This is a genomic window from Ignavibacteriales bacterium, from assembly GCA_026390775.1.
Lineage (GTDB): Bacteria > Bacteroidota > Ignavibacteria > Ignavibacteriales > Melioribacteraceae > Fen-1258.
Genome location: JAPLFF010000003.1, coordinates 144,451 through 168,483 on the forward strand (window position 1 = coordinate 144,451; position 24,033 = coordinate 168,483).

22 protein-coding genes are annotated in these 24,033 nt (G+C 34.0%); 16 read left to right on the forward strand and 6 right to left on the reverse strand.

Annotation, left to right across the window (positions count from 1 at the left end):
* Window positions 1-52 precede the first annotated feature (52 nt).
* Window positions 53-2,176, reverse strand: coding sequence for a T9SS type A sorting domain-containing protein (locus tag NTZ27_00845; protein MCX6173289.1), 2,124 nt, complete (start codon window positions 2,174-2,176; stop codon window positions 53-55).
* Between the two features lie 251 nt (window positions 2,177-2,427).
* Here NTZ27_00845 and cysS point away from each other — a divergent pair, with 251 nt between their 5' ends.
* The 5 genes from cysS to rsgA all read left to right on the forward strand — a co-directional run bounded on the left by cysS (window position 2,428) and on the right by rsgA (window position 8,264).
* Window positions 2,428-3,849: a cysteine--tRNA ligase gene (gene cysS / locus NTZ27_00850; protein MCX6173290.1), complete on the forward strand. Its 1,422-nt coding sequence runs from the start codon at window positions 2,428-2,430 to the stop codon at window positions 3,847-3,849.
* A gap of 42 nt (window positions 3,850-3,891) precedes the next feature.
* The gene (locus tag NTZ27_00855; GenBank protein ID MCX6173291.1) at window positions 3,892-4,665 is read left to right on the forward strand and encodes a hypothetical protein; all 774 of its coding nucleotides are present in this window, start codon (window positions 3,892-3,894) and stop codon (window positions 4,663-4,665) included.
* A 142-nt stretch (window positions 4,666-4,807) separates the two neighbouring features.
* Entirely contained in the window at window positions 4,808-5,719 is a 912-nt protein-coding gene (locus tag NTZ27_00860; protein MCX6173292.1) for a hypothetical protein, read from the forward strand.
* Window positions 5,720-5,757: 38 nt separating this feature from the next.
* On the forward strand, window positions 5,758-7,227 hold the full coding sequence (locus NTZ27_00865) for an outer membrane protein transport protein (GenBank protein MCX6173293.1): 1,470 nt from the start codon (window positions 5,758-5,760) through the stop codon (window positions 7,225-7,227).
* 95 nt (window positions 7,228-7,322) lie between these two features.
* The gene (rsgA, locus tag NTZ27_00870; protein ID MCX6173294.1) at window positions 7,323-8,264 is read left to right on the forward strand and encodes a ribosome small subunit-dependent GTPase A; all 942 of its coding nucleotides are present in this window, start codon (window positions 7,323-7,325) and stop codon (window positions 8,262-8,264) included.
* Here the strand turns inward: rsgA and NTZ27_00875 are convergent.
* Window positions 8,261-9,160: a hypothetical protein gene (locus tag NTZ27_00875; protein MCX6173295.1), complete on the reverse strand. Its 900-nt coding sequence runs from the start codon at window positions 9,158-9,160 to the stop codon at window positions 8,261-8,263. The two genes, rsgA and NTZ27_00875, sit on opposite strands and share 4 nt — an antisense overlap.
* A gap of 109 nt (window positions 9,161-9,269) precedes the next feature.
* Between NTZ27_00875 and NTZ27_00880 the strand changes: the two genes are divergently transcribed.
* The 6 genes from NTZ27_00880 (at window position 9,270) to NTZ27_00905 (ending at window position 14,736) form a co-directional block, all read left to right on the forward strand.
* On the forward strand, window positions 9,270-11,078 hold the full coding sequence (locus tag NTZ27_00880) for a tetratricopeptide repeat protein (protein ID MCX6173296.1): 1,809 nt from the start codon (window positions 9,270-9,272) through the stop codon (window positions 11,076-11,078).
* Window positions 11,075-11,863: a DUF4292 domain-containing protein gene (locus NTZ27_00885; GenBank protein MCX6173297.1), complete on the forward strand. Its 789-nt coding sequence runs from the start codon at window positions 11,075-11,077 to the stop codon at window positions 11,861-11,863. The genes NTZ27_00880 and NTZ27_00885 overlap by 4 nt, the downstream gene beginning before the upstream one ends.
* Window positions 11,853-13,073 carry a peptidoglycan DD-metalloendopeptidase family protein gene (locus NTZ27_00890; GenBank protein MCX6173298.1) on the forward strand — a complete coding sequence of 407 codons (1,221 nt, stop codon included), beginning with the start codon at window positions 11,853-11,855 and terminating at the stop codon, window positions 13,071-13,073. The genes NTZ27_00885 and NTZ27_00890 overlap by 11 nt, the downstream gene beginning before the upstream one ends.
* A 326-nt stretch (window positions 13,074-13,399) precedes the next feature.
* Window positions 13,400-13,858, forward strand: coding sequence for a hypothetical protein (locus NTZ27_00895; GenBank protein ID MCX6173299.1), 459 nt, complete (start codon window positions 13,400-13,402; stop codon window positions 13,856-13,858).
* Window positions 13,859-13,868: 10 nt separating this feature from the next.
* Window positions 13,869-13,997, forward strand: coding sequence for a hypothetical protein (locus NTZ27_00900; GenBank protein MCX6173300.1), 129 nt, complete (start codon window positions 13,869-13,871; stop codon window positions 13,995-13,997).
* A gap of 199 nt (window positions 13,998-14,196) precedes the next feature.
* The gene (locus NTZ27_00905; protein ID MCX6173301.1) at window positions 14,197-14,736 is read left to right on the forward strand and encodes a hypothetical protein; all 540 of its coding nucleotides are present in this window, start codon (window positions 14,197-14,199) and stop codon (window positions 14,734-14,736) included.
* Window positions 14,737-14,782: 46 nt separating this feature from the next.
* On the opposite strand, the gene NTZ27_00910 is transcribed toward NTZ27_00905, so the two are convergent.
* Both NTZ27_00910 and NTZ27_00915 read right to left on the reverse strand, forming a co-directional pair.
* Window positions 14,783-15,439 carry an HAD-IA family hydrolase gene (locus tag NTZ27_00910; protein MCX6173302.1) on the reverse strand — a complete coding sequence of 219 codons (657 nt, stop codon included), beginning with the start codon at window positions 15,437-15,439 and terminating at the stop codon, window positions 14,783-14,785.
* 3 nt (window positions 15,440-15,442) lie between these two features.
* Window positions 15,443-16,567, reverse strand: coding sequence for a PQQ-like beta-propeller repeat protein (locus NTZ27_00915; protein ID MCX6173303.1), 1,125 nt, complete (start codon window positions 16,565-16,567; stop codon window positions 15,443-15,445).
* Between the two features lie 166 nt (window positions 16,568-16,733).
* Between NTZ27_00915 and lepA the strand changes: the two genes are divergently transcribed.
* The 5 genes from lepA (at window position 16,734) to NTZ27_00940 (ending at window position 22,793) form a co-directional block, all read left to right on the forward strand.
* Window positions 16,734-18,527 (forward strand): translation elongation factor 4, encoded by a 1,794-nt coding sequence (gene lepA / locus NTZ27_00920; GenBank protein ID MCX6173304.1) that lies wholly within the window; start codon window positions 16,734-16,736, stop codon window positions 18,525-18,527.
* A 108-nt stretch (window positions 18,528-18,635) separates the two neighbouring features.
* Complete coding sequence (lepB, locus tag NTZ27_00925) at window positions 18,636-19,565, forward strand: signal peptidase I (GenBank protein ID MCX6173305.1); 930 nt, start codon at window positions 18,636-18,638, stop codon at window positions 19,563-19,565.
* A 104-nt stretch (window positions 19,566-19,669) separates the two neighbouring features.
* Window positions 19,670-21,667, forward strand: coding sequence for a S8 family peptidase (locus NTZ27_00930; protein ID MCX6173306.1), 1,998 nt, complete (start codon window positions 19,670-19,672; stop codon window positions 21,665-21,667).
* A gap of 17 nt (window positions 21,668-21,684) precedes the next feature.
* A complete protein-coding gene (locus tag NTZ27_00935; GenBank protein MCX6173307.1) occupies window positions 21,685-22,326 on the forward strand; it encodes an O-methyltransferase in 642 nt (213 codons plus the stop codon).
* Between the two features lie 2 nt (window positions 22,327-22,328).
* Window positions 22,329-22,793, forward strand: coding sequence for a hypothetical protein (locus NTZ27_00940; GenBank protein MCX6173308.1), 465 nt, complete (start codon window positions 22,329-22,331; stop codon window positions 22,791-22,793).
* 33 nt (window positions 22,794-22,826) lie between these two features.
* Here the strand turns inward: NTZ27_00940 and NTZ27_00945 are convergent, their stop codons facing one another.
* Window positions 22,827-23,255 (reverse strand): Rrf2 family transcriptional regulator, encoded by a 429-nt coding sequence (locus tag NTZ27_00945; protein MCX6173309.1) that lies wholly within the window; start codon window positions 23,253-23,255, stop codon window positions 22,827-22,829.
* A 121-nt stretch (window positions 23,256-23,376) separates the two neighbouring features.
* The gene (locus NTZ27_00950) at window positions 23,377-24,009 is read right to left on the reverse strand and encodes an IMPACT family protein (GenBank protein ID MCX6173310.1); all 633 of its coding nucleotides are present in this window, start codon (window positions 24,007-24,009) and stop codon (window positions 23,377-23,379) included.
* Window positions 24,010-24,033 lie beyond the last annotated feature (24 nt).

Here is a 24,033-nt window from a genome sequence, read left to right on the forward strand (position 1 = left end):
AAATAAAAAACCCCGCATGTGCGGGGTTTTTTAAGAAATATATATAGATGAATTATTTAACGAGAAGCATCTTGTTAACTTTAACAAAATTATTAGCTTCGATACGATAGAGATAAACACCCGAAGCCATATTTTTTGCTTTCCATTCGATTGTATGTGTACCTGCAACTAATTCATTATTAACCAAAGTTTCAACTTCTCTACCAAGTGCATCAAAGACAGTTAACTTAACATGTCCGTTGTTTGGTAAAGCAAATTTAATATTAGTTGTTGGGTTGAATGGGTTCGGATAATTTTGATACATAACATACTGTGTTGGAATAGCTTCTTCTTTCTCAACAGCTGTTGCAATACCTAATGAAACCATAGCTCCTTTTAAGCCAGAAACAATATATTTTGGATTATGGATTCCAAAACTTGCATCAGATTCAACTGCTTTAGCATTCCAATAAGCTTTCAATTGTGTTGGTGTCCATGTTTTGCTTGGACTTGCAACCTTTCCACCACTTTGAGGTAATGCTGCATAAATTTTAGCAATCATACCTTTTACTTCATCTTGTAATCCTTGAACAATACCGTTATTATCATTATCACCGTTACCATTAAAGAAAAACTTTACATCTGAAAATGAAGTACCCAATGTTGATCCATGACATGTTGCACATACGTCCATATTATCTACACCATTTGGATCACTCATCCTAAATGTATGTCCGCCGCTCAGAATTAAATTTTTATTTACATCAATTCTACTATTAAAATTATACATGTGACATTTAACGCAAGCATCAGCTGTATAATCAAAATGGAAAGACGTTGCTAATTTAACACCACCCAATTCTAACAAGTTGCTGCTCATTAATATATCACCTTGTACACCATAATGAGGCCCTATACGTGTGGTTGTACCAGCAATCATATTAGCAACATTATTATTAGCTTCTTCTCTAGCATGATGGCAGTTGAAACATGTTGTACCCATACCAGCTCCTGTAACATTCACTTCGATTGGTGTACCGCCAGGTGTGGTTGGATTTGGTCCATAAATAGTTGCTGTAACTTTTCTTAGTTGTCTGACATTAGTTGCATCGTGAGGATCGTGACATGCAACGCAGGAGATTGGATAATTGTTTGCATCAAAATAAGGATCGGTCGTTGAAACGCCATCAACATATTGAGCGAAACCTTTGCCTGTATGGCATCTTACGCAAGATTCACGGCCAGAACCACTTTCATTAACTACAGTACCATTAGCCAATGTATTATTGGAGTGAGCAGCAGCTCTAAATTGTCTTGATACAATGTGATTAGTTCCAGATTCATGGCAAAATGCACAAACATCATCATTAAATGTTGCAACCATTCTTTCATCGCTTGTATTTCCTAAGTGAGCACTTGCAGGACCATGACAAGCTTCACATTGAATGTTACCCCTCTTCATTGCATCAGGAAATTGTGTAACCAGAGTATTATATGTTGTAGTTGTTAGTACAGTAGGATATGTAAAAGTTAAATCATCAAATCCATCGTTCTTAGCAGTTGGGTTATCGTCGTAACCTGTTGTATGGCATTTAATACAGGATGCACTGTAATGATCTGTAGGACCACTGAGTCCAGGAGTTGCACTCATTGCTCTTGTGAACATAGATGAGTGTAAAGTTCCTTCAAAAGAAGTTACTTTACCAGGATGACAAGTACTGCAGCTTAATTTTGTATCAACACCATTTATTACAGTATTCTTATAACCAAGATATTTAGCAGCATTGAATACAACTGTTTGTGTTAAACTACCATCTGTAAAAGTAACAGAATAAGTACCAGCAAGATCAGCTGTAAAATATGCAACTTGTGTAGAATCGTTTTGTTTATCTTTCGTTGTACCAATTGCTGCAGTGGAACCGGAAGGTTTACGTGATACCGTCCATGTTGCCGCTGTACTAATTTTTGCTTTCGTCCCTTTAGTTCCAACTTCAATAGCTTGTAAATATACTTTAGTACCAATACCCACATTTGTCAAACCTGTATACCTAAAATCATAGATATCAGTTGTTGAAAGTGAAACCATGTAAGGAGTTACACCGTACGGATTTAATGAAAGTGTAACGTTAGTTTGAGCATGCAGTGTTACTGATAGAAGGGTAAGAACGAAAAATAGAGTTGTAATTTTTCTTTGCATAAATTTCCTCCGGTGATTAGAGTGTTTTGTTATTTGTTGATAGGTTTTTTTCATTCTAAGATAAAAAGACTTACTTGAGTTTTGATATATTTTCTTGATAGAAATATAGAAATTAATTCAAAGATGTCAAAGTCCGTTGATAAATTTATTTTTATAAATTCAATCAATTTATGTTATGCAAGAATTGTTCCTTCAATATATTTGTATAAACTAAGCTCTATTCGTATATTTTTTCTCATAATTTGGAAAAAATGATGAAGATTTATAATACTTTTACCAAAACAAAGGAAGAATTCCAGCCAATCAACCCTCCAAACGTAACGATGTACATGTGCGGGCCCACGGTTTATAATTACTTCCATATAGGAAATGCAAGATCATTTGTAATGGCGGATATTGTTCGGAGATATCTCGAGTTCAAGGGATTTGATGTAAAATTCACTATGAATATTACAGACGTTGATGATAATATTATCAAAAAATCTAATGAAGAGAAAAAATCCACAACGGATGTTGCTGGTTTTTATACTGAAGCATTTTTCGAAGATGTAAAAAGACTGAAAATTAAAACAGCTAGTATTTATCCTAAAGCAACTTTACACATTTTAGAAATGATAGATGTTATTAAAGAATTAGAGAAAAAAGGATTTGCTTATAATGTAAACGGAAATGTGTTTTATGATGTTTCAAAATTTTCAAATTATGGAAAACTTAGCGGTAAGAATACGGAGGATTTAGAATCAGGCGCACGCGTTGATGTGAATGAAGAAAAACGAAACCCGCTCGATTTCGCTCTATGGAAAAAAGCAAAAGAAGGGGAACCAAGCTGGGATAGTCCTTGGGGAAAAGGAAGACCAGGTTGGCATATTGAATGTTCAGCCATGAGCACAAAGCATTTAGGCAAATCAATTGATATTCATGCTGGGGGAAATGATTTGATATTTCCACATCATGAAAATGAAATTGCTCAGAGTGAAGCTTGCTTTGGACAAAAATTTGTTAAATACTGGCTGCATTTTGGATTCTTAAATATTCAGAATGAAAAAATGTCTAAATCACTTGGAAATTTTTTTACTGCGCGTGAAGTTCTGGATAAATATCCCGCCGAAGCTATTCGATTATTTTTTGCTCAAACTAATTATGGTGGACCACTAAATTTTAGCGATGAATTATTGAATTCAGCTCAAAAAGGTTATGAGAAAATACTTAACCTTGCTAAAAAAATTGAGCGGGAAATAAAGCTTGATACTAAAAGTGGAGTTATTCCTGAATTTGATCTAAAAAAATATTACTCTGATTTTGAAAAGGTAATGGATGATGATTTTAATTCACCTCAAGCTGTTGCGGTTATTTTTAATTTTATCAGAGCGGCTAATAAAATAATTGCTGGGAATAATAATATTGATTCGACTTTCTATCATGGACTGAAAAAATTTCTTAAGGATACTGCAGAGAATGTATTAGGGATAATTCATCTTGATGATTTGACTAACGAATTAAATTCGGATATCGATAACAATCAAATAGAATTGTTAATCAAAAAAAGAGATATAGCTAAAAAAGAAAAAAACTTTGCTCTTGCAGACCAAATAAGAACAGAATTAACTAATTTAGGCATCATACTCCAGGATAGTAAAACTGGTACTACTTTTAAGAAAATAAATCTGAAATAGATTAAGATTATCTCTAACTTTAACAAACTTCGAAAGTAAAAAATGAAAAAACATTTCTTGATAATACTTTTATCTTTAGCTTTTTCTTATCAATTATTTTCACAAGGGACAGGCGGTACTAATGCTAAATTTGAATATCGCCGATTGATTGATCTTCCAACCGCAGGCATTCTTGAAAAAGGTTTCGCCGGAGTTACGCTCGATGTAATGCCGGTTGGTGTTGTTATTACAAGAATTGAAGTTGGTGTCGTTGATGGATTTAGTTTTGGTATTTCATACGGCGGTAAAAATATTATTGGTAGCGGAGATATTGATTGGAATAAATGGCCGGGCGTAAATATTAGAGCAAGAATTGTTGATGAAACTCAATTATTTCCTGCTTTTGCTATCGGTTTTGATTCCCAAGGGAAAGGGGCTTATAACAGAGATCTCTCAAGGTATCAAATCAAGTCCCCCGGTTTTTTCGTAGCTGCATCTAAAAATTTTGAACTATTTGGTTATTTGAGTATTCATGGTGTAATTAATTATTCGATGGAACGAGATGATGGTGACAAAGATTTGAACTTAGGTATAGGGTTTGAAAAAACAATAGGTTCAAAAGTTTCTTTTATCGGTGAATATGATTTTGCTGTAAACGATAACACAGGTAATTCTTTAGGGAAAGGAAATGGTTATTTGAATTTCGGTCTTCGCTGGTCGGTTGGGGATGGACTAACTCTTGGTCTCGATTTACGTGATTTTCTAAACAATAAACGTATTGACGGAAATAAAGCCGATCGTGGAATTTTTGTAGAATATGTAAAATCGATCTTTTAAATCAAATTGTATTCATAATCACACACATCAGTTTACTGATATAGACACAATTCAGTTTTATTCTTTCTTTTTACCTTTCATTTAATCATTAATTAGGTATAATTTTTGAATATATAAATTATCATTTGAGAATGGTGCTATTATGAAAACTTTAATTCGACTATTAATTGTATTACCTCTTCTTACGCTTGGAGGGTGCTACACACAAATTGCTTTTCGTGATTATACTCCCAAGGACTCTCGTTTTGAAAAAGGAGAAGATGAATATGCATACGAGGATCAAGCCGATTCCAATTATTACAATGATAGTACTTACGATAGTTTCTATCAAGATTCTTACATCCCTGGTTACAGAAGATTTCTTGGAAGTTACTATCCATCACTCGGTTTCTCATTCGGATTAGCATACGATCCTTATTATTACAGTTTATTTGGATGGGATAATCCTTACTGGTATTGGAGATATAATTCCATTTGGAATAATGGATATTACGGGTATAACTATGGTTATCCATACTATTGGAATAATTATAACTCAAACTGGAATAATTATGCCGGCAGTATAATTAAATACAGAAATAACGTAAGTACAAGAACAAGAGATAACGATGGTCAACGCGGTAGAGGTGGAAGCGGAGTAAGCGATCCAGGCAGAACTAGTACAAACTATACTACTCGTGATAGGACTGATCGCGCTAATGAAGTTGATCTTGGAAAAGTTAGAGTTTCAAGAGATGCAAATAATACAAATAACGGAACCCGTGTATCATCCCCAAAGAATAATAATCCATCAACACGTAATGGAAACACGCGAACGCGTGTGCGTAGCAATGCTAATGACAGTAAATCTACACAACCGGCAACACGTGGAAACGATGCATCCCGCGGACGCAGTCAATCTACACAACCAGCAACAAGAGAAAGAACATCTGCACCATCATATTCTCCGCCTCCTTCGTCTCGGTCTAATGAAGGATCAAGATCCAGCAGTTCTGGCAGCTCTAGCAGTGGTTCGCGTTCAGGCAGTAGTTCTGATAGCGGAAGGAGACGTTAATAAATGCATTTTCAAAAAATTTGGTGGAGGGATTCAAAATGAAAATCTTATTTAAAATTATTTTTGCCATCGGTATTATTCTAGTCTTCTCTGATATAACGATAGCACAAAATTACAATGATGTTTTCAGATTAAGTGAATCGGGAATAGTTCTTGGTGCAAGATCATTAGGAATGGGTAATGCATACACCGCTGCCGGTAATGATTTATCAGCAACGATGTTCAATCCGGCTGGTTTGGCATTAATTAAAAAAGCCGAACTATATACAGGATATAATTATAATAACTACGATAATAGTGTTGGATTCTTTGACAAGAATTCTCAATTATCAAATAGTATTTCAAAGTTAGGACAATTTGGTGTTGCACTTCCGATGCCCACTATACAAGGAAGTTTTGTTCTAGGTTTTGGTTATACTCAAGTAAAAGATTTTAATGGAACATTGGGATTTAATGCTTTCAATTCAGGTGCCAATTCTTACATCCAGGATCTCACGTATTCTCCTTACATGGCAGATCGAGATATTGCATTTAAGCTTGCACTTAGTTACCCGTTGTACTCCAATAACGGTACTTATCTAAGAGATACAACTCGAATCAACGGTAAATTGAATCAACGCGGGAATATTTTACAAGATGGTTCACTAAATGCCTGGTCATTTTCAGCAGCAATTGAAGTTGAGAAAGATATTTTTATTGGAGCTACCATTAATCTTTACTCCGGAAACTTTAATAAGAATAGAGATTACAGTGAAGAGGACGTAAATAATATTTATCCGGCATCGGTTTTATTAGACCCAAGCGAACCAGTTTCGGCTGATTTTAAATCATTTACATTACACGATAGAATCTCTTGGGATATTTCCGGTTCTGGATTTAATATCGGTGGTCTAATGAAAATGAATAAGAACTTAAATATTGCGGCTAACATTAAATTCTCAAAAACATTTACAGTAAAAGAAACTTATTATGTTAATGGCACGAGTTATTTTGGACTTGATACAAGATTTGTTTTAGACCCGGCAATTGATTCAAAAAGCGATTATGAAATTACTACTCCTGCGGAATTCACTTTTGGCGCTTCTTATATACTGAATAATTTAACCGTAAGTGCTAACGCAACAATGATTGATTACAGCAGCGCAAAATTTAAATCCGGGTTTGATTTAATTGGTTTAGATAATAAAAATTCTGATATAAAATCAATGTTCAGATCGGTTGTTAATTTAAATGCGGGATTTGAATATGTGCTTTCTTCTACTAACCTTGCTATTAGAGGCGGATTTATTCTAATGCGTTCACCATTCAGAGATGATCCAACTGAGTATGATAAAAAATTTCTAACAGTTGGAATTGGTATCCATCTCACAAATTCCATAACAGTTGATGGTGCGTATGCATATGGTTGGTGGAAAGATTATGGCGACAATTATGGCAGCGGATTATCGCGCACATATCAGGACATAAAAAATCAAAACATTATTACTTCATTGAAATATAATTTCTAATCATTCATAATAACATCTCGATTGACAACCCTTAATAAGCACCTTATTTTTAAGGTGCTTTTTTATTTATAACGGAGGTTACAATACAGGGCATTATTTTCAAAATTGAGAGTAAAGATTATTATTTATTCGATTCTAATGGAAAACAAATCCGTTGTTCTTTAAGAGGAAAATTTCAAAAAGATTTTGCGCTTAAAAGAAATAAACTTTACACAGTTGATATTGTTGCCGTTGGTGATAAAGTAAATTTTGATATGAATAACGACGGCTCCGGTGTTATTAACGAAATACTTCCAAGAAAAAATCATATCTCAAGAAAAGCCCCTCGCATAAAAGGAGCCGGTACCCGCGGTGAAAGGCTGGAACAAATTATTGCTTCAAACGTTGACAACTTAGTAATTGTAAGCAGTTGCAAATCACCTAAATTCAATAATCGTTTGATTGATAGATTAATTGTCTGTGCGGAAAGTTCTCATATAAATCCAATTATTGTTTTGAATAAAACTGATCTGGATTCACATTCGCATTACGAAGATATTATTAAACTGTATTCTTCCATTGGATATAAAATAATTTCTACAAGTACAGTCACTAAAAACGGTATTGATGAATTAAAAAATAGTCTATCGGGAAAAGTTAATTTGATTTGGGGTCAATCAGGTGTAGGGAAATCATCATTATTGAATGAAATATTTCTCGGTCTAAATTTGAAGATCGGTATAATCAGTAATTCGACCTCTAAAGGAAAACATACAACTGTAACAAGTTTACTCTTAAGATTTGATAACGACACATCAGTAATTGACACGCCTGGAATCCGGGAGATTGATCCATACGGAATCCGCGAGGAAGATTTAGGTCATTACTTCAAGGAATTTGTTCCGTTCATAAATAAATGCAAGTTCAATACATGTACTCACGATCATGAACCCGGCTGTGCAGTAATTAAAGCTGTTGGAGAAAAATTGATTAGTGATGAACGATATCAAAGCTATTTAAACTTGCGTGCAACTATTGAAGATGATATGAATTTCTAAAGGTAAATAATTTTCTTTTTCATCGCTTCTACAAATTCTGAAACAACTTCATCCGGAATCCCATCAATATGATTTGATCTTAAGCGCATATCACATTGATCGTTAATATAATCAATCAAAATAAATTTATGATCTTTTGTAAGAGCAATTTCTGTTGAAAAGTAATCAAGCCGGGTTATTCTCGCTAGTTTTTTTGATATTCTGCCAAGCGGAAGAAGATTATATTTCTTTGTTTCACTATTAGTAACTCTTTGGTAGATATGTGTTTTGTCATCCCACCATGTTGGAAGAACTTGGCCGAATGCGTAAATAACTCTAAACCATGCGCGTCTTTCGTTCAACATTCTTGGGAGTATTTTTTCTTGAACTATATATTTATCACTGTGGTTTTTAATTCTTTCTTTCTGAATTTGATCAAGCGAAGTTGCATTTCGAATTACACCCTCACCTCCACCGGAAAAAGTTGCCGGTTTTATTATAAAAGGATTGCCGAGTAACTTCAATTCTTCATCGGTTATAAAAAGTTCGTTGTGCTTATCATATGGCTGAATAAGAAATGTTTTAGGAAGTTGAAATTTTTTCTTGATTAATTTTCTATGAATTAAAACTTTATCAATGGATTTTACTACTTTATTATGAGGATTTATTAAGTGGCACTTTTTTCGTTTAAGGAGTTTAGTGAAAGGAATGAACTCCAAGTCTTCATCTGATGCCCGATCGAGCAAAGCTTTGAAGGAAATTTTATTCTTTTTTGTTAGATCTATAACTTCAGATAAGTTGAATTTTCCGATAACAAATGTTCTCAAACCGCTGAGTTGAAAACTATGCTCGATCAGTTCAACAAATTCTTTATCATATTTCCATTTGTATGCAATTGCAAGATCGTAAGTGCGCATTCTCGTAAAATATTTTTGCAAAGATAGAAAAATGAATTGCAGACATCAATCTTTACCCTTGTGATTCAAACCGTTAAAAACTATTTTTTGTTTCAAATTAATGGTGTTTATGAAGTTCAAAATTATTCTAATATATATAGCTTTTCTTTTGGCGGGTTGTTCTTCGGATGTTGTTAGGGAAAACAATTCAAATGCTAATAACGATCAGAGCTTTAGTGCTCAGCAAAATAAAAAACTCGCTCAGGAAAAATTTATTGCCGGCTCTCTTCAAGAGTTGAAAGGGCAGTATGCTGAAGCAATTCTTGAATATCTTGAAGCACTTAAGTATGATCCTCAGCCGGGTATTAACTATGCAATTGCAAAAAATTATTATCGGCTTAATAAATTTTCTTCTGCTTTAACTTATTCTCAGAAAGCAGTTGAAAATGAACCAAAGAATACTGAGTACTTAACTCTTCAAGCTACGATTTATTCCTCTTCGCACTTGGAAGATTCAGCCGCTGTAGTTTATAGTAAAATTATTCAGCTTGATTCAACCAATGTTACTGCATATTACAATCTTGCTCAATTGACCGAAGCAAAAAAACCATCTGTGGCGCTTCTGTATTACAAGAAAATTCTTGATATGATCGGTGCTGAATGGAATGTGTTGGTACGAATTGCTGATATCAATGAACGGATGGGAAATATTAAAGAAACAATCACAACTGTTGAAGAACTTATTAAATTAAATCCATCCGATCTGATGTTGCAAAAGTTATTAATCGAATCATATCTCAAGACAAAAGATTATGAAAAGGCATTATCAAAAGTGAATGAATCACTTACAAGTTATCCGAATGATGAAAGTCTTATTGATCTAAAAGGGAAAATATTTATTCAGCAAGCAAAGTGGGAAGATGCTTCTAAAGAATATATGAAATTAGTGAAAAGCCGGAATATTGGCATCGAGGAAAAATTAAAGATCGGGACATTATTTTATTTCCAATCAGAAAAAGACTCAACCACTTTAAATATTGCTAAACAAATTTTTTTAGAAGTAAGCCGCGATACATCAGATTGGCAAGTGAATGCTTATTTGGGTGAGATCGAACTGCGTGCACATAAGAATGAATCCGCAATCGAATATTTTAAAACTGCTGCAAAACTTGCCGAATGGAATGCACAAGTTTGGGTTCGTCTCGGGGGATTACTCTTCGATACTAAAAAATACAAAGATGCAATTGAATACATGAGCAAAGCATCAGAAAAATTTCCAAATGATTTTGCTATAAATTTAATTTATGGTCTGTCTCTTTCAACAGAGAATGAACACTTAAAAGCAAAAGAAGCATTGGAAAAAGCTTTCAAATTAAATCCGGATGATGTAACTGTTCTTTCTGCACTTGGCTATACTCTTAATCAATTGAAAAATAATAAAGAAGCATTAGTACACTTGAATAAAGCATTAATAATTGAACCAAAAAATTTACAAGTAATAAGTGTGCTGGCAATGATCCATGAATCGCAGAAGGAATATCAAATATCAGATTCGCTTTACACATCTGCATTAAAAATTGATTCGTCAAATGTTCTTATAATGAATAACTTTGCTTATTCGCTTGCAGAGCGAGGAATTCGTTTGCAAGAAGCATTAACTATGTCGAAGAAAGCAGTTGAAGCGGAGCCGAAAAATTCTTCTTACCTTGATACATTTGGCTGGGTCTATTTTCGCCTTGGTGATTATAAAAAGGCAAAGAAAAATATTGAAGAAGCAGTAAAAGTGGAAAATAAAAACGCAACTCTATTAGATCACTTAGGTGATGTTCATTTTAAGTTGGGTGATAAAACTAAAGCTGTAGAATTGTGGAAAAGTGCATTCGAATCTGACTCGACAAAATCTTCTATTAAAACGAAAATTGAAAAAGGAGAATTGTGAAAAAAAGTTTATTTGTTTTTATGATTGCTGCACTTATCTCTCAATTATTTTTGGACGGATGCGCACCTTCAACTCCCGTTCAGGTAGATAGAATGATTTCTTCCGATCGGTTGATCAAACGTCTTGAAGCTAACAGAAGAAAAATAAAAAGTTTTATAGGCACAGGTTCGATAAGTATTAAAACATCCGAGTTGGATGCAACAAGCAGTTTCCGGGTTGAAATTAAAAAACCGGATTCTGTTAAAGTATCTTTCTATGGGCCGTTTGGAATTGACCTTGCCTTTGCGTTAATAACCCCTCAGAACTTTCAATTTTACGATGCGATCAACAACATCTATTATAAAGGGAAAGTAGAACCCGGAGTTATGAAAGATATTTTAAAAATTAATATTTCTTTTGACGAACTTATAGATGTTGCAACCGGCTCAGTTAATTTGACAGATAAGCTAAGAAGTGAACCGGACAAGTTTGAAGCTGTTGATGATTTATATAAACTTACTTATATAGATTCGGTTAGCAGGAAATCAAGTATCTATTGGATTAAATCCGATGAGCTTGAAATTCGGCAGTACCAGAAGAACGATTCGAAGGGAAAAAATTTAGTTGATGCTAAATATTCAGATTTCTTGAAAGTTGAGGAAACTCCAATTCCAAAACAAATTAATATGAATGATCTTCTCAATAATCAAAAAATAAAAATTGAGTACCGAATAATTGAAGTAAACAAAGAAATTGGAAAGCTAAAGATTGATATACCAGATGATGCAAAAATCATTGAACTGTAAATCAATATTAATATTTCTTGTAATCTCGACAACAATTCTTACCGGACAAACTTCCGATAGCATCCGTACAAAGAACCAAGAATTGGACCGTATCAAAAAAGATATTTCCACACTGCAAAAAGAACTTCAGGCAAAAACCAAAAAAGAAAGAGAATCACTTCAATCACTTGAAAATATCAATCAGCAGAATTTACTTTTGAATAAATTGATCAACAATCTTCTTACTGAGGAAAAAGATAAAGAAAAAGCCATTAAAGAGATTGAAGATGTGATTAGTAATGTGGAAACTAGTGTAAAAGATTTAAAAGAAAAATATGCTCGTTACATCGTATGGATTTACAAAAACCGCGGTCTTTCCATGTGGCGTTTTATTCTTGATGCCGAATCTTTCAATCAGGCAATCAAACGTTACCGTTACTTAAAATATATCTCCGAACAGAATGAAAAAACTTTGAAACAGCTTAACTCAAATAAATTTCAACTCAGTCAGCTTAAAAATGATTTGGAAGGAGAGCGGAAAGAAAAAGCTGAGTTAGCTAAGCAGAAAATTAATGAACAGGACGCTCTGGAAAAGAAAGAACAGGAAAAAAAGGATCTGGTTGATCTCTTAAAACATGATAAAAAACTTATTGCTCAGGAGATTGAATCTAAGAGAAGAGCGGAAATTGTTATTAAAAATATGATTGCTAAATTGATTGAAATTGACCGCGAACGTAAAGCTCAGCTCCATGAAAAGAAAGCAACTGATAAAAAAAGTTTAGCTTACAAAAAGAATATTCAGTTTTTTGATTACAGTGCATTTGAAAATTTTGCACAACTACGCGGTAAACTCGGCTGGCCGATACATGAAGGAAAAGTTGTCCGTCCATTCGGTGAAAATAAAAATGAACGCCTTAACACTGTTACGTTGAATTACGGGATTGATATTGCTGTTAAAGGTGAGCAGAATGTTTTATCGGTAGCTGAAGGAATTGTTTCTGCGATAGACTGGATACCGGGTTACGGCAGTATTGTAATTGTAACTCACCGTGATGATTACAGAACTGTTTACGGACACGTTGCTAAGATTACTGTTAAAGAAGGCGAGAAGGTTAAAGGCGGCAGTGCAATCGGTAAAGTGAATGAAAGTCTTGAAGGGAAAATATTACACTTCGAAATCTGGAACGAACGGAATTACCAGAACCCGGAAATTTGGTTAGCGAGGAAATAGCTGTTAGCGTTTAGCTATAAGCTTTTAGCTACCGAAACTGCCGACTGCTGATTGCAAACTAAGTATTGACATCAATTTCCTTTTATACTAAGTTAAATTAGTACCAAATCAATTCTTTAATCGGGGTACTTTGTTTGGAAATATGAACAAAGAAAATAGATTTCCCTTTTCTGTCAACTTATTTGTAGAAAAAATAGTTGGAATGTTACCACGCACAAAATTTAGAATATAGTACGAAAACAAAATAAATGTTGGTAGATAACATTCCTCGCCATCATATCTATTGGCGGGATAATTAATAGTTAGCTAGCAAAAAGGTAATCATTATGAGTGAATTAGAAAAAGAAATAGTTGATGAATCTGAGGACAAAAACTATAAACTATATATTGATGAAAGAAAATTATTAATTGAAGCGCTGAGAGAAAGTTCTCAAACATTTGATAAAGCAATACTTACTTTAGCTTCGGGTTCGTTTGGCTTCACGATTGCTTTTCTAAAGGATATAGCGCCTAAACCATTTGCTAATACACTATGGTTGCTTGCCTTCTCGTGGTTTTTATTTGCGGTTTCTCTTATTGTAATATTGTTTTCTTTTTTAGCGAGTCAAAAAGCATGTAACGAAGGAATTGATATTGCTTTCGATGTAATTGTCAAAGGTGAAATACGTTCTACTCCATGGAGGACAATAACAACAGTTTGCAATTATATTTCAATAATCGCTCTCATTGCAGCTATAATTTTTTGGGGATGTTTTGCTTATTTCAACATTCATTACACAAATTAGTGAGGTAAATATGTCATTCAAGAAAACTGGTAGTTTTAGTCCGCCACCTCCACCAAAAAAGGAAGAACCTAAGAAGCGCGGATATTCGCCACCACCACCGCCTAAAAAAGAATCGATTCCACCAAAAGGTAAAAAATAATTGCTAAATAACCAGCAACTCAAAGCGACCGCTTCAAAAGAAGCGGTCTGAGTTGCAATTATAGTATTTAGCTTTCCAGATTTAGTTTGTTGTGTAAAGTGGATTTGGTTATAAAAACTAATTTAAAAATAAAAGTTGCGTTGACAAAAGCTGCATTGTTGTTCTGGGCGGCGTGTTAGGCGCAACATCATTAGGTAACATGAAAAATAGAAAAATAGTTTACCGTTTTGTTATTCTCGTTTGTTTTCTGTTCTCAGCTTGTAATTTAACCAACAATAGTGATATTGATTCTTTGATTGTCAAAAATGAATTAAACTGGGGTATGAACTATCAAACTGTAGAAAAAGTATTAGGCAATAAATATGGGCTTACATTCATAAAGAAAGAACAGATTAATGATAAAAGTTCTTTCATATTTTTAGGTGGTAGTATCAATGGTATCAAAATGAAAGGCGTAAAATTTCTCTTTCAAAATGATGCTTTGGAAGGAATGGATATTTGGATTGATAGTAATACTAATGAAGAAATGAAGTGGAAATATAGTAGCCTATCTAAATATTTTTCTAAAATTGGCGAAATTGAATTTAGCGCTAGCAATGATGCCTGGAGATATTGTACAATTGGTAATGATGGAGAAAAAAAGTGCGATACTGATATATTCATGTTGCCAGAGGAAAACAAAATATTAGTCCACATACACAAAACTTATGTAAGCAAGGAGTCCATTTTTATCTATTGAATAAAAAAGCTACCTAACACCTGTCTCAGCCGACTCGCTTCTTAGTTTAATCCTGCTCCAAATTTGTTCTTAAAAACTTCATCAACTCATCTACTGTTTCGAAAATATAATCGCTATTCATTTCTAAAATTTTTTCTTTTGCATAGCTATCCCAAACAACGGAGGCAATTTTCACTCCGGCATTTCTTGCAGCAAAAATATCTGCGGGTGCATCGCCAATCATTAAAACTTTCTCTCGGTTTAATCTAAATTTTTGAACAAACATATCTATTCCTTCAGGTGAAGGTTTATGATCTTCAATATCATCACCGGTAACTATCATATCGAAAAGTTCATACACACCAATTTTCTTTAATGTTATATCAGTCGAACCGCGTCCTTTGCCTGTGTAAATAGAAAGTGGAATGTTTTTAGATTTGATATAGAGGAGTGCTTCTTTAATTCCGGGATAAACATCAGCCATCGCATGATGTTTGGCTTCGTAGAAAGCGAGATAATCTTTCCGTGCGTCTTCGTAATCTTCTTTCATCCACTCTTTTAGAATTACATCTTCAGTCGGTCCAAAAAGTGAAATGATCTCTTCATCCGTAACTTTTTTGTTAAGATATTTTTCAGTTACATGCCGGAATGTTGCAAAGATAAGTTCGTTGGTTGATGTGAGTGTCCCGTCAATGTCGAAAATGATTCCTTCAAAAATTTTCAAGAGTTACCTTATTGAAAATATAATAATTGAGCCGGTTGAATTGGAAACAAGAAATTTATTTTTATCTATTTGAGTGAATGAGTTTATTAGATTGCTGCCGAATGTGAGAACGATTGATTCTTTATATTTTTCATCCAAAAAAATTATTGAGTTCATATTAGTGAAAAGAATTCTCTTCTTATATTCAAACGGAGAAATATTGTCCTCCTCAAAAAGATCATAACGTCTAATCTCTTTCAACACTTTGCCATTCATGGCAGAAAGGATATAAAATTTACTATACAATCCTTTAGCGTATAATTTTTTCTTATCAATTGAAATTCCCACCGCACCGAAAACCTTGGCAGGAGATCTCCATGTAAAATTTCCAAGCAGCAAGTCAATCGAGAAAAGGGAATTTTCATTATCAATTACATAAACTTTTCTGCCGTCGCTAACTATCTGTGAATTTGAGAAATCGGTTTCTGCTTTTTCTTTCCACCGCCAATTTAATAATCCGTTACGTGCATCAATGCAGTAAAGAAATCCGTCCTTACTTGTAAAGAGTAATTTATTGTCTACAACGATTGGCTGTGTCTTGATCATTTCTTGAGCATCGCTGTTGTGCCAATATTCTTGCAAAGTTTCAAGATCATAGCAAAAAATTTTGCCTTTATTAGTTCCAAACACTATAGCAGATTTTGATCCGATTGTTTTCGGCATCATCAATTCTTTTTCGCCGGAGTACTGAAGTAAGATCAAATCTGTTGTAATACTGTCGTCAATTCCAAATGATTGAATTTGACTTCCCTTATCTAAACTAAAAGTTACAATTTCATTTTTACTAGTTGCAGCGCACAAAATATTATCTGCAATAACCGGTCTTGAATGAAGTGTGTTTGAAGTGTTACGGCTCCATATTTTCTTGCCTGAATTATCAAAACATGATATTATTCCGGATAACTCAGAAGTATAGATTCTGTTTTGATAGAATAACGGGGAAGAGCCAAGTTGGAGATTTAGTCCAATTTTCAAAAGAGTATCAATTGGGGAAGCGTTTAATACTGATGACATTGGTGATTTATTGTTCTGCGGAAATAGAACATTAAAAAATAATCCCAGAAATAATATTACGTGCCGAGCTTTCATTTTTTGTATTCCTTAAACAAAAATAATAAAAAGACGAGTTACATTTCGATCTTTATGATCTTCATGTTCATAGATAATTTAACTCGATTCAACTTCGTATGTCTGCAACATCAAATTGTAATACCCCCTCTATTTTCATATATTTTCGCACCAAAATTTAAAAAGTATGATTGACATTCGTAATTTTTGCATAATTGCTCACATAGATCACGGTAAATCTACAATTGCAGACTGCCTGCTTGAGTTCACTCACACTGTTTCTAAAAGGGAAGCAAAAGAACAACTCCTGGATAGCTTAGATCTTGAACGTGAACGCGGTATTACAATTAAGTCTCATGCAATACAGATGAAGTATCCAGCCCATGACGGCAAAATTTATGTTCTAAATTTGATTGATACTCCCGGGCACGTTGATTTTTCTTATGAAGTCTCGCGCTCGCTTGCCGCCTGTGAAGGCGCCATTTTAGTTGTTGATGCCGCACAAGGTGTTGAAGCACAAACCATCAGTAATCTTTATATGGCAATAGATGCCGGACTTGAAATTATTCCTGTCGTTAATAAAATTGATCTGCCAAGCGCGATGGTGGATGTTGTTAAAAAACAGATCATTGATTTAATCGGCTGCAAAGATGAAGATATTATTCCTGTTAGCGCAAAGGAAAGAATTGGTATTGAAGAAATGTTGGAAGCAGTGGTTAAAAGAATTTCTCCTCCCAGTGGTGATGAAAAAGCCCCGCTTCAAGCGTTGGTATTTGATTCGATCTTTGATTCTTACCGCGGCGCTGTTGCCTACGTTCGTATATTTAACGGAGTTCTTAAAGAAAAAGATGAGATTAAGTTTTTTGTAAATGATAAAAAATGTCTTGCTGAAGAAGTCGGCACTTTACGTCTTGGTAGAATTCGCACCGGGGAATTAGCTGCTGGAAATGTCGGATATCTTATTGCCGGTGTTAAAGATGTACACGATACAAAAGTTGGTGATACAGTAACTCATTTTCGAAACGGATCGGACACAGCATTACCAGGTTATAAAGAAATTAAACCGATGGTTTATAGCGGACTTTATCCGACAGATACTGATGCATATGAAAACCTTCGCGAAGCACTTGAGAAATTCCGTCTTAACGATTCAGCATTAAGTTATACACCCGAAACTTCAACAGCTCTTGGATTTGGTTTCCGATGCGGATTTTTGGGTATGCTACATATGGAAATAGTTCAAGAAAGACTGGAGCGTGAATACGATCAGTCTATTGTTACTACACTTCCAAACGTTGAATATTGGGTCTTCAAAAAAAACGGAGTTAAAGTAGTTGTTGATAATCCATCTGATATGCCGACTGTTGGCGATATAGATCATGTAGAAGAACCGTACGTAAAAGCACAAATTGTTACACCGAGCGAATATGTCGGGAACTTAATGCAGCTTGCGATTGAAAAAAGGGGTGTATATAAGAACACAACATATATTGATCCGACTCGTGCTGATATAGAATTTGAATTTCCACTTGCAGAAATAATTTTTGATTATTACGACAAACTAAAATCTATATCGCGCGGTTATGCTTCTCTTGATTATGAATTTATCGGTTACCGCGAATCTGATCTTGTTAAAATTGATATTCTGTTAAACGGCGAGAAGGTTGATGCGCTTTCTATAATCTGCCATGAGAAAAAGTCTTTTACATGGGGACAGAAAGTATGTACCAAACTTAAAGACCTAATTCCTAGGCAGATGTTTGAGATTGCAATACAAGCCGCTATTGGATCAAAAGTTGTATCAAGAACAACTGTGAAAGCGATGCGTAAAAATGTTTTGGCAAAATGTTACGGCGGCGATATTACAAGAAAGAGAAAACTTCTTGAGAAGCAAAAAGAAGGGAAGAAAAGAATGAAGCAAGTCGGTAACGTTGAAATTCCTCAAGAAGCATTTTTAGCAGTTTTACAAATTGATGATTAATATTTTTTCATGATCATTATCTTGTTCTTAATCTTGATCAAGAGCAAGATCAAGATTACAACTGGAAAATTAACAAATCAATTCGATTAGAAATTTAGAGAAGGGAACATGTCATTATTCAATAAAGACGAAAGTAAAGAGAAGCCAAAAGAAATTAAAAAGCCTGCTGTAAAAACATCTCAGCAAAAGTTTTGGGAGTTCTGGAAAAATTTATTATTTGCCGCTATAGCTGCTTTTCTAATCAAAACTTTTTTGATCGAGACCTCACGCGTTCCAACAGGATCAATGGAAAAAACTATTTGGGTAGGTGATTTTCTTTTTGTAAATAAATTTATTTACGGCTCGTCTTCACCCAGAAATATTCCATTCACAAATATTTCGTTGCCGTATTTTCAAATGCCGGCTCTAAGCGAACCAAAACACGGAGATATAGTTGTTTTTGAATTTCCCGGTGAAAAAGATGAATTAGCTCCGACAGAACTGAGCAATTATGTAAAAAGATGTATCGGTGTTCCTGGAGACACTATTGAAGTTGTTGATAAAGTTGTATTTGTTAACGGCAAAGAAGCTCCAAGAGCTTCTCAAATTCAGTATATAAACTCATATGTCTCTTCGAAAGCTGTAATAAATCCGCGTATTTTCCCCAAAGACAGCCAATTTAATGAAGATAATTACGGACCGATTGTAGTTCCTAAAAAAGGTAATGCAATAAATTTAACTTTGGATAATGTTGAACAATGGCGAACAATAATTGACCGTGAATTTGGGAAACGTGTTGTTACTGTGGATGGAAATCAAATTATGATCGAAGGGAAACCGGTTAAATCATACACACTTAAACAAGATTATTATTTTATGATGGGCGATAACCGTGATGACAGTTTGGACAGCCGATTCTGGGGATTCGTTCCTCGCGATAAAATTATTGGTGAGGCATTTATGATTTATTGGTCTTGGGATCCCAGCATTCCGTTTTCGGATTTTTTCAAACTTCTTGGATCAGTTCGTTTAGGTAGAATAGCAAAAATAGTTCATTGAGTTTGAGCGGATTATTAGTTTAATTCTAAGTGCGGATAAGTATGAATTCTTATTTCGCACTTTTTTATTTGTTTTTTTGTTAAGTAATGAAAATCGAGGTCTAAATGAAAAAAATATTTATACTAATTTTTCTTTTCGCCCTTTCAGCTTCGGTACATTCACAAACGAAATACCTAATCTATTTCAAAGATAAAGGTGTCTCTCCAAACAATTCTCTGCAGAAATCATCAGCTCTTTTTAAGTTAGCTGAAAAAGAATTATCACAAAGAGCGATTGAAAGAAGAAAGCAAGTTATGGGTGAGGATAATTATATCACCTATGAAGATCTTCCGCTGATTGAAAATTATATTAATCAAATTGAAAACCTCGGAATAAAAATTGAAAATAAACTGAAATGGTTTAATGCTGTCAGCGCTTACTTAACGGATGAGCAATTAAGCTCGTTAAAAAGTTTATCATCTATTCAAAAAATTGAAAAAGTCCGTGTATTCAAGTCGAGGAATGATGAAATTAAATTAAACGAATCTTCTGCTAATAATTCGAACAGGCTTCTCAATAAAACATCATCAACAACAGGATTAGACTACGGTGGATCATTCACACAAAATAATCTTTCCGATATTCCGGTAGTCCACGATTTGGGAATTAAAGGAACCGGCGTTTACATAGGAATTCTCGATGACGGTTTTTCGTATCTATCTTATCAGGCGCTAAAAAATTTAACGGTACTTCGCCAATATGACTACGTACATCATCTTTCAACAGTTTCAAATCAGAGCGGACATGGTTCAAGTGTATTTTGTTTAATGGCTGGTAATGATCCGGGCAATGCTATTGGTCCCGCGTATGATGCTAAATTCTTTCTTGCCGAGACAGAGAATGATGCGAGCGAAACCCATGCTGAAGAGGATAATTACGCAGCAGCCCTTCAAGATATGGAAGGTGCCGGTGTTGATATTACTAGCAGTTCACTCGGTTATACATTATTTGACGCAGGACAATCTTCCTATACTTATGCTGATATGAATGGCAATACTACGATTGTAGCACAAGCAGCAAATCTTGCATTCCAAAGAGGACTTACTAGTTTTACCGCAGCTGGAAATTATAATAATGATGGCTGGTGGATCATCAATTCACCTGCAGATGCATTTAATATAATTTCAGTAGGGGCAGTAAATTCTGGAAATATTTTAGCTTCATTCAGTTTACCTGGACCTACTGCTGATGGAAGGATTAAACCCGAAGTCTGTGCTATGGGTTCTGGAAATTATGTTGCATTACCACCTAATGGGATTAGTTATGGCACTGGAAGCGGCACTTCGTATGCAACACCAATTGCTGCAGGAATTGCCGCATTGCTCAAATCATGTTGGCCTCATTTAATAAATGTCCAGATAAGAAAAATATTTCTTGAATGCGGAGATAATTCTGCGAGTCCAAATAATGGTAGAGGTTGGGGATTAATTTCTGCAAAGAGAGTTATTTCTTATCCTAATCTTAGCAAAACAAATAACGTTTATAATGTTATTAACAAAATCTTTATTGATGCTAACGGAGTGAAATCTTCTACAGTAAGCTTAAATTATAAAGTTGGCAGCGGCTCTTATCAAACTGTTTCTATGGATACTGTAGTTTTTAATAACACATTAAAATATAAGTATGTTTTTCCAGCTTCAATCAATGGTGACTCAGTAAAATTTTATTTCCAGTATCAGACAACAGGTGGTTCTTCTGTTCGCGAACCGGCGGGTTCCAATTATTACAAATTTTCGTACGGAAGTATGAATATTAGTAACCTTACTTCTGTAAAAAATAATGATGCTATCCCGTCTCAATTTTATCTTTTGCAAAATTATCCGAATCCGTTTAATCCGTCAACGGTTATCAGTTATAAGTTATCGGTTACCAGTAAAGTCAGTCTAAAAGTTTATGATCTTCTCGGCAGAGAAGTTGCAACACTTGTCAACGAAGAACGATTACCGGGTTCTTATAATTCTCAATTCTCAATTCAAAATTCTCAATTACCAAGCGGTGTTTATTTTTACAGGTTACAAGCTGGAGATTTTTCCGAGACTAAAAAAATGATATTGATTAAATAAAATCAGCAAGCAAAAAAATGTCTAATATTTTATATGATGATCAAGTTACGTATTTAACTTCGTTAAGAAACGATCCTGAACTTTTGCTTACAGAAATGGAGAAATTTGCTGCTGAAAAAAAGATACCGATATTAGACTGGATGTCGGCAGAGTTTCTTGAGCAATTGGTTTTAGTTACTAAGCCAAAGAGTGTTTTAGAAATTGGGACAGCAATTGGTTATTCATCAATTCGTATTGCAAGGAAGCTTCGCAAAAAAGCATCACTGGATACGATTGAAAGAAGTAAGAACAACATTAAACTTGCCAAAGAATATATTAAACGAGCAAAGCTTACCTCTTCAATAAATATTTTAGAAGGTGATGCGTTAGAAATTATGCCCAGGTTGAATAAGAAATATGATTTGATATTTCTTGATGCAGATAAAGAAGATTACGAGAAACTTTTCCATTACTCACTTATACTTTTGAAAAAGGGTGGCGTTCTTTTTGTGGATAATCTTTTATGGCATGGTTATGCAGCCGCAAAATCGGTTCCGGAATCATATAAAAAATCAACAAAGATTATTCGTGAGTTTAATAAAATGTTTATTAACTCAACCTTACTTCATTCTACAATTCTTTCGATAGGTGATGGCATCGGTCTCGGAGTTAAATCATAATTATGAATCATGAATTACTTCCGGAAGTAAATAAAATACTAACTGAAGTTGACAAACTTTCTAATAATCGCCTCTACTTTCGAGATGATTTAGAAATATTGATTAAGATTGCACATCAAAGTAGTAAGTTCGAATTGTTAGAAGAAATATCCTTCCACGCAAAATTCTCAAATGGGTTGTTAAAAGTAATTCAAAGAAAAGATCCGGTGATAGAAGAAACATTTTTGCTCAAAGCATCAATCGAGTATAAAGATAGTCTTCAAAAAGTAGTAAAGTTATTGGAAGATTTATTAAAAGAGGGGAATGATTTTATAAGAACGATCTTTAAGGAAAAATATTTAGAATTAAATCAGCAATATTTATATAACCTTAATAACCTCTGTTCGGATCTAAGTTATCTAAAATTATATTTTAATGATTTGAAGGATGGGCAATTACTAACAATAAAAAAAGGACTTGAAGATTAACTGCAAGTCCTTTTAAGTAATAACTAAAAAAAATTATTTTACTTTTCTCAATGTTTCAGAATACTTTTCTGCAACATCTTGAACCGATCTGCTGGAAATAAGATTATATATTTTATTCCTTAATTCAGCCCATTCTTCATGAAGAGGACATGGGAATTCATCAGAACATTCTTTTAGACCGGTTACACATTTTAAGTTTATAACAGGTCCTTCTACTCTCTCAACAATTTCCAGGATAGAACTTTTTTTAGCAAGTTCGGTAATCTTAAATCCTCCGCCTCTTCCTTTAAATGAATCTACATAACCGTATTTAGCCATTCTTTGCAAAATTTTTGCGAGATAATGAGCCGGAATATCTTCACTTTTTGCTATTTCTGAAGACATGATCAAGCTATCTTTGGTTTGACGAGCCAAGAACAAAATTGCTCTTATTGCGTACTCTCCCGTTTTAGTATAGATCATTTATTTCCTCTTTAGTTAAATATTAATATGTATATGAGATTTAAGGGAGCCTCTTATCTTATAATTAAATTAAGTAAAAGAGTTCTCTTTGTCAATGATTAGGATTTATCTTGAGGAAAATCTAAATATTCGTATAAAATAAGTTGTCAGTGATCCTTAAAATTAAATTCGGATTGTAGTTCTCATTTAACTCAGATGAAATCTCATTTATTCTAGATGCTTTAATTGAACATTGCATTATGGGGGATGATTCAAACAAATTTTTATTTACAACTAATTCAAATTTTGATATCAAATGATGAACATATTTAGTCTGTTCAAATTGATATTCTAATTCTATTTTCTGATAAAGTTCTTTCTGAATTTTCACAGAAGCTTCTAAATTTTGTATCGCCGCTTCATAATAAGCTTTTCCTAAAGGACCAACTCCTAATTTTATACCGCCAAAATATCGAACTACAATTGTAATAATGTTGGTGAGGTGGAAATGATTTTGTGCATTATTGATTCTTATTCCGGCAGTCCCGTTTGGCTCACCATCATCAGAATATTTGAATAAACCGTCGGCCAGCTTATATGAGAAACAATGATGTGTTGCATCATAAAATTTTTTCTTAACAGAGTTCAAGAAATTAATTCCTTCTTCCTCTAAATTAATCGGCGATGATAATGCTATAAACATAGAACCTTTCTCTTTGAATCTGAACTCAGATTCGGTAGCTATTGTTTTTATCTGATATGGTAGATTAGACATTATTTTATTCTCACTAAAAATTGA

Excerpts from the sequence above, each read along its gene's own strand:
- cysS (MCX6173290.1), top strand. The coding sequence starts at position 2,428 with ATGATGAAGATTTATAATACTTTTACCAAAACAAAGGAAGAATTCCAG.
- NTZ27_00905 (MCX6173301.1), top strand. The coding sequence starts at position 14,197 with ATGAAAAATAGAAAAATAGTTTACCGTTTTGTTATTCTCGTTTGTTTT.
- NTZ27_00900 (MCX6173300.1), top strand. The coding sequence starts at position 13,869 with ATGTCATTCAAGAAAACTGGTAGTTTTAGTCCGCCACCTCCACCAAAA.
- NTZ27_00855 (MCX6173291.1), top strand. The coding sequence starts at position 3,892 with ATGAAAAAACATTTCTTGATAATACTTTTATCTTTAGCTTTTTCTTAT.
- lepA (MCX6173304.1), top strand. The coding sequence starts at position 16,734 with ATGATTGACATTCGTAATTTTTGCATAATTGCTCACATAGATCACGGT.
- lepB (MCX6173305.1), top strand. The coding sequence starts at position 18,636 with ATGTCATTATTCAATAAAGACGAAAGTAAAGAGAAGCCAAAAGAAATT.
- NTZ27_00845 (MCX6173289.1), bottom strand. The coding sequence starts at position 2,176 with ATGCAAAGAAAAATTACAACTCTATTTTTCGTTCTTACCCTTCTATCA.
- NTZ27_00880 (MCX6173296.1), top strand. The coding sequence starts at position 9,270 with ATGAAGTTCAAAATTATTCTAATATATATAGCTTTTCTTTTGGCGGGT.
- NTZ27_00865 (MCX6173293.1), top strand. The coding sequence starts at position 5,758 with ATGAAAATCTTATTTAAAATTATTTTTGCCATCGGTATTATTCTAGTC.
- NTZ27_00940 (MCX6173308.1), top strand. The coding sequence starts at position 22,329 with ATGAATCATGAATTACTTCCGGAAGTAAATAAAATACTAACTGAAGTT.
- NTZ27_00930 (MCX6173306.1), top strand. The coding sequence starts at position 19,670 with ATGAAAAAAATATTTATACTAATTTTTCTTTTCGCCCTTTCAGCTTCG.
- NTZ27_00895 (MCX6173299.1), top strand. The coding sequence starts at position 13,400 with ATGAGTGAATTAGAAAAAGAAATAGTTGATGAATCTGAGGACAAAAAC.
- NTZ27_00945 (MCX6173309.1), bottom strand. The coding sequence starts at position 23,255 with ATGATCTATACTAAAACGGGAGAGTACGCAATAAGAGCAATTTTGTTC.
- NTZ27_00935 (MCX6173307.1), top strand. The coding sequence starts at position 21,685 with ATGTCTAATATTTTATATGATGATCAAGTTACGTATTTAACTTCGTTA.
- NTZ27_00950 (MCX6173310.1), bottom strand. The coding sequence starts at position 24,009 with ATGTCTAATCTACCATATCAGATAAAAACAATAGCTACCGAATCTGAG.
- NTZ27_00860 (MCX6173292.1), top strand. The coding sequence starts at position 4,808 with ATGAAAACTTTAATTCGACTATTAATTGTATTACCTCTTCTTACGCTT.
- NTZ27_00875 (MCX6173295.1), bottom strand. The coding sequence starts at position 9,160 with ATGCGCACTTACGATCTTGCAATTGCATACAAATGGAAATATGATAAA.
- NTZ27_00915 (MCX6173303.1), bottom strand. The coding sequence starts at position 16,567 with ATGAAAGCTCGGCACGTAATATTATTTCTGGGATTATTTTTTAATGTT.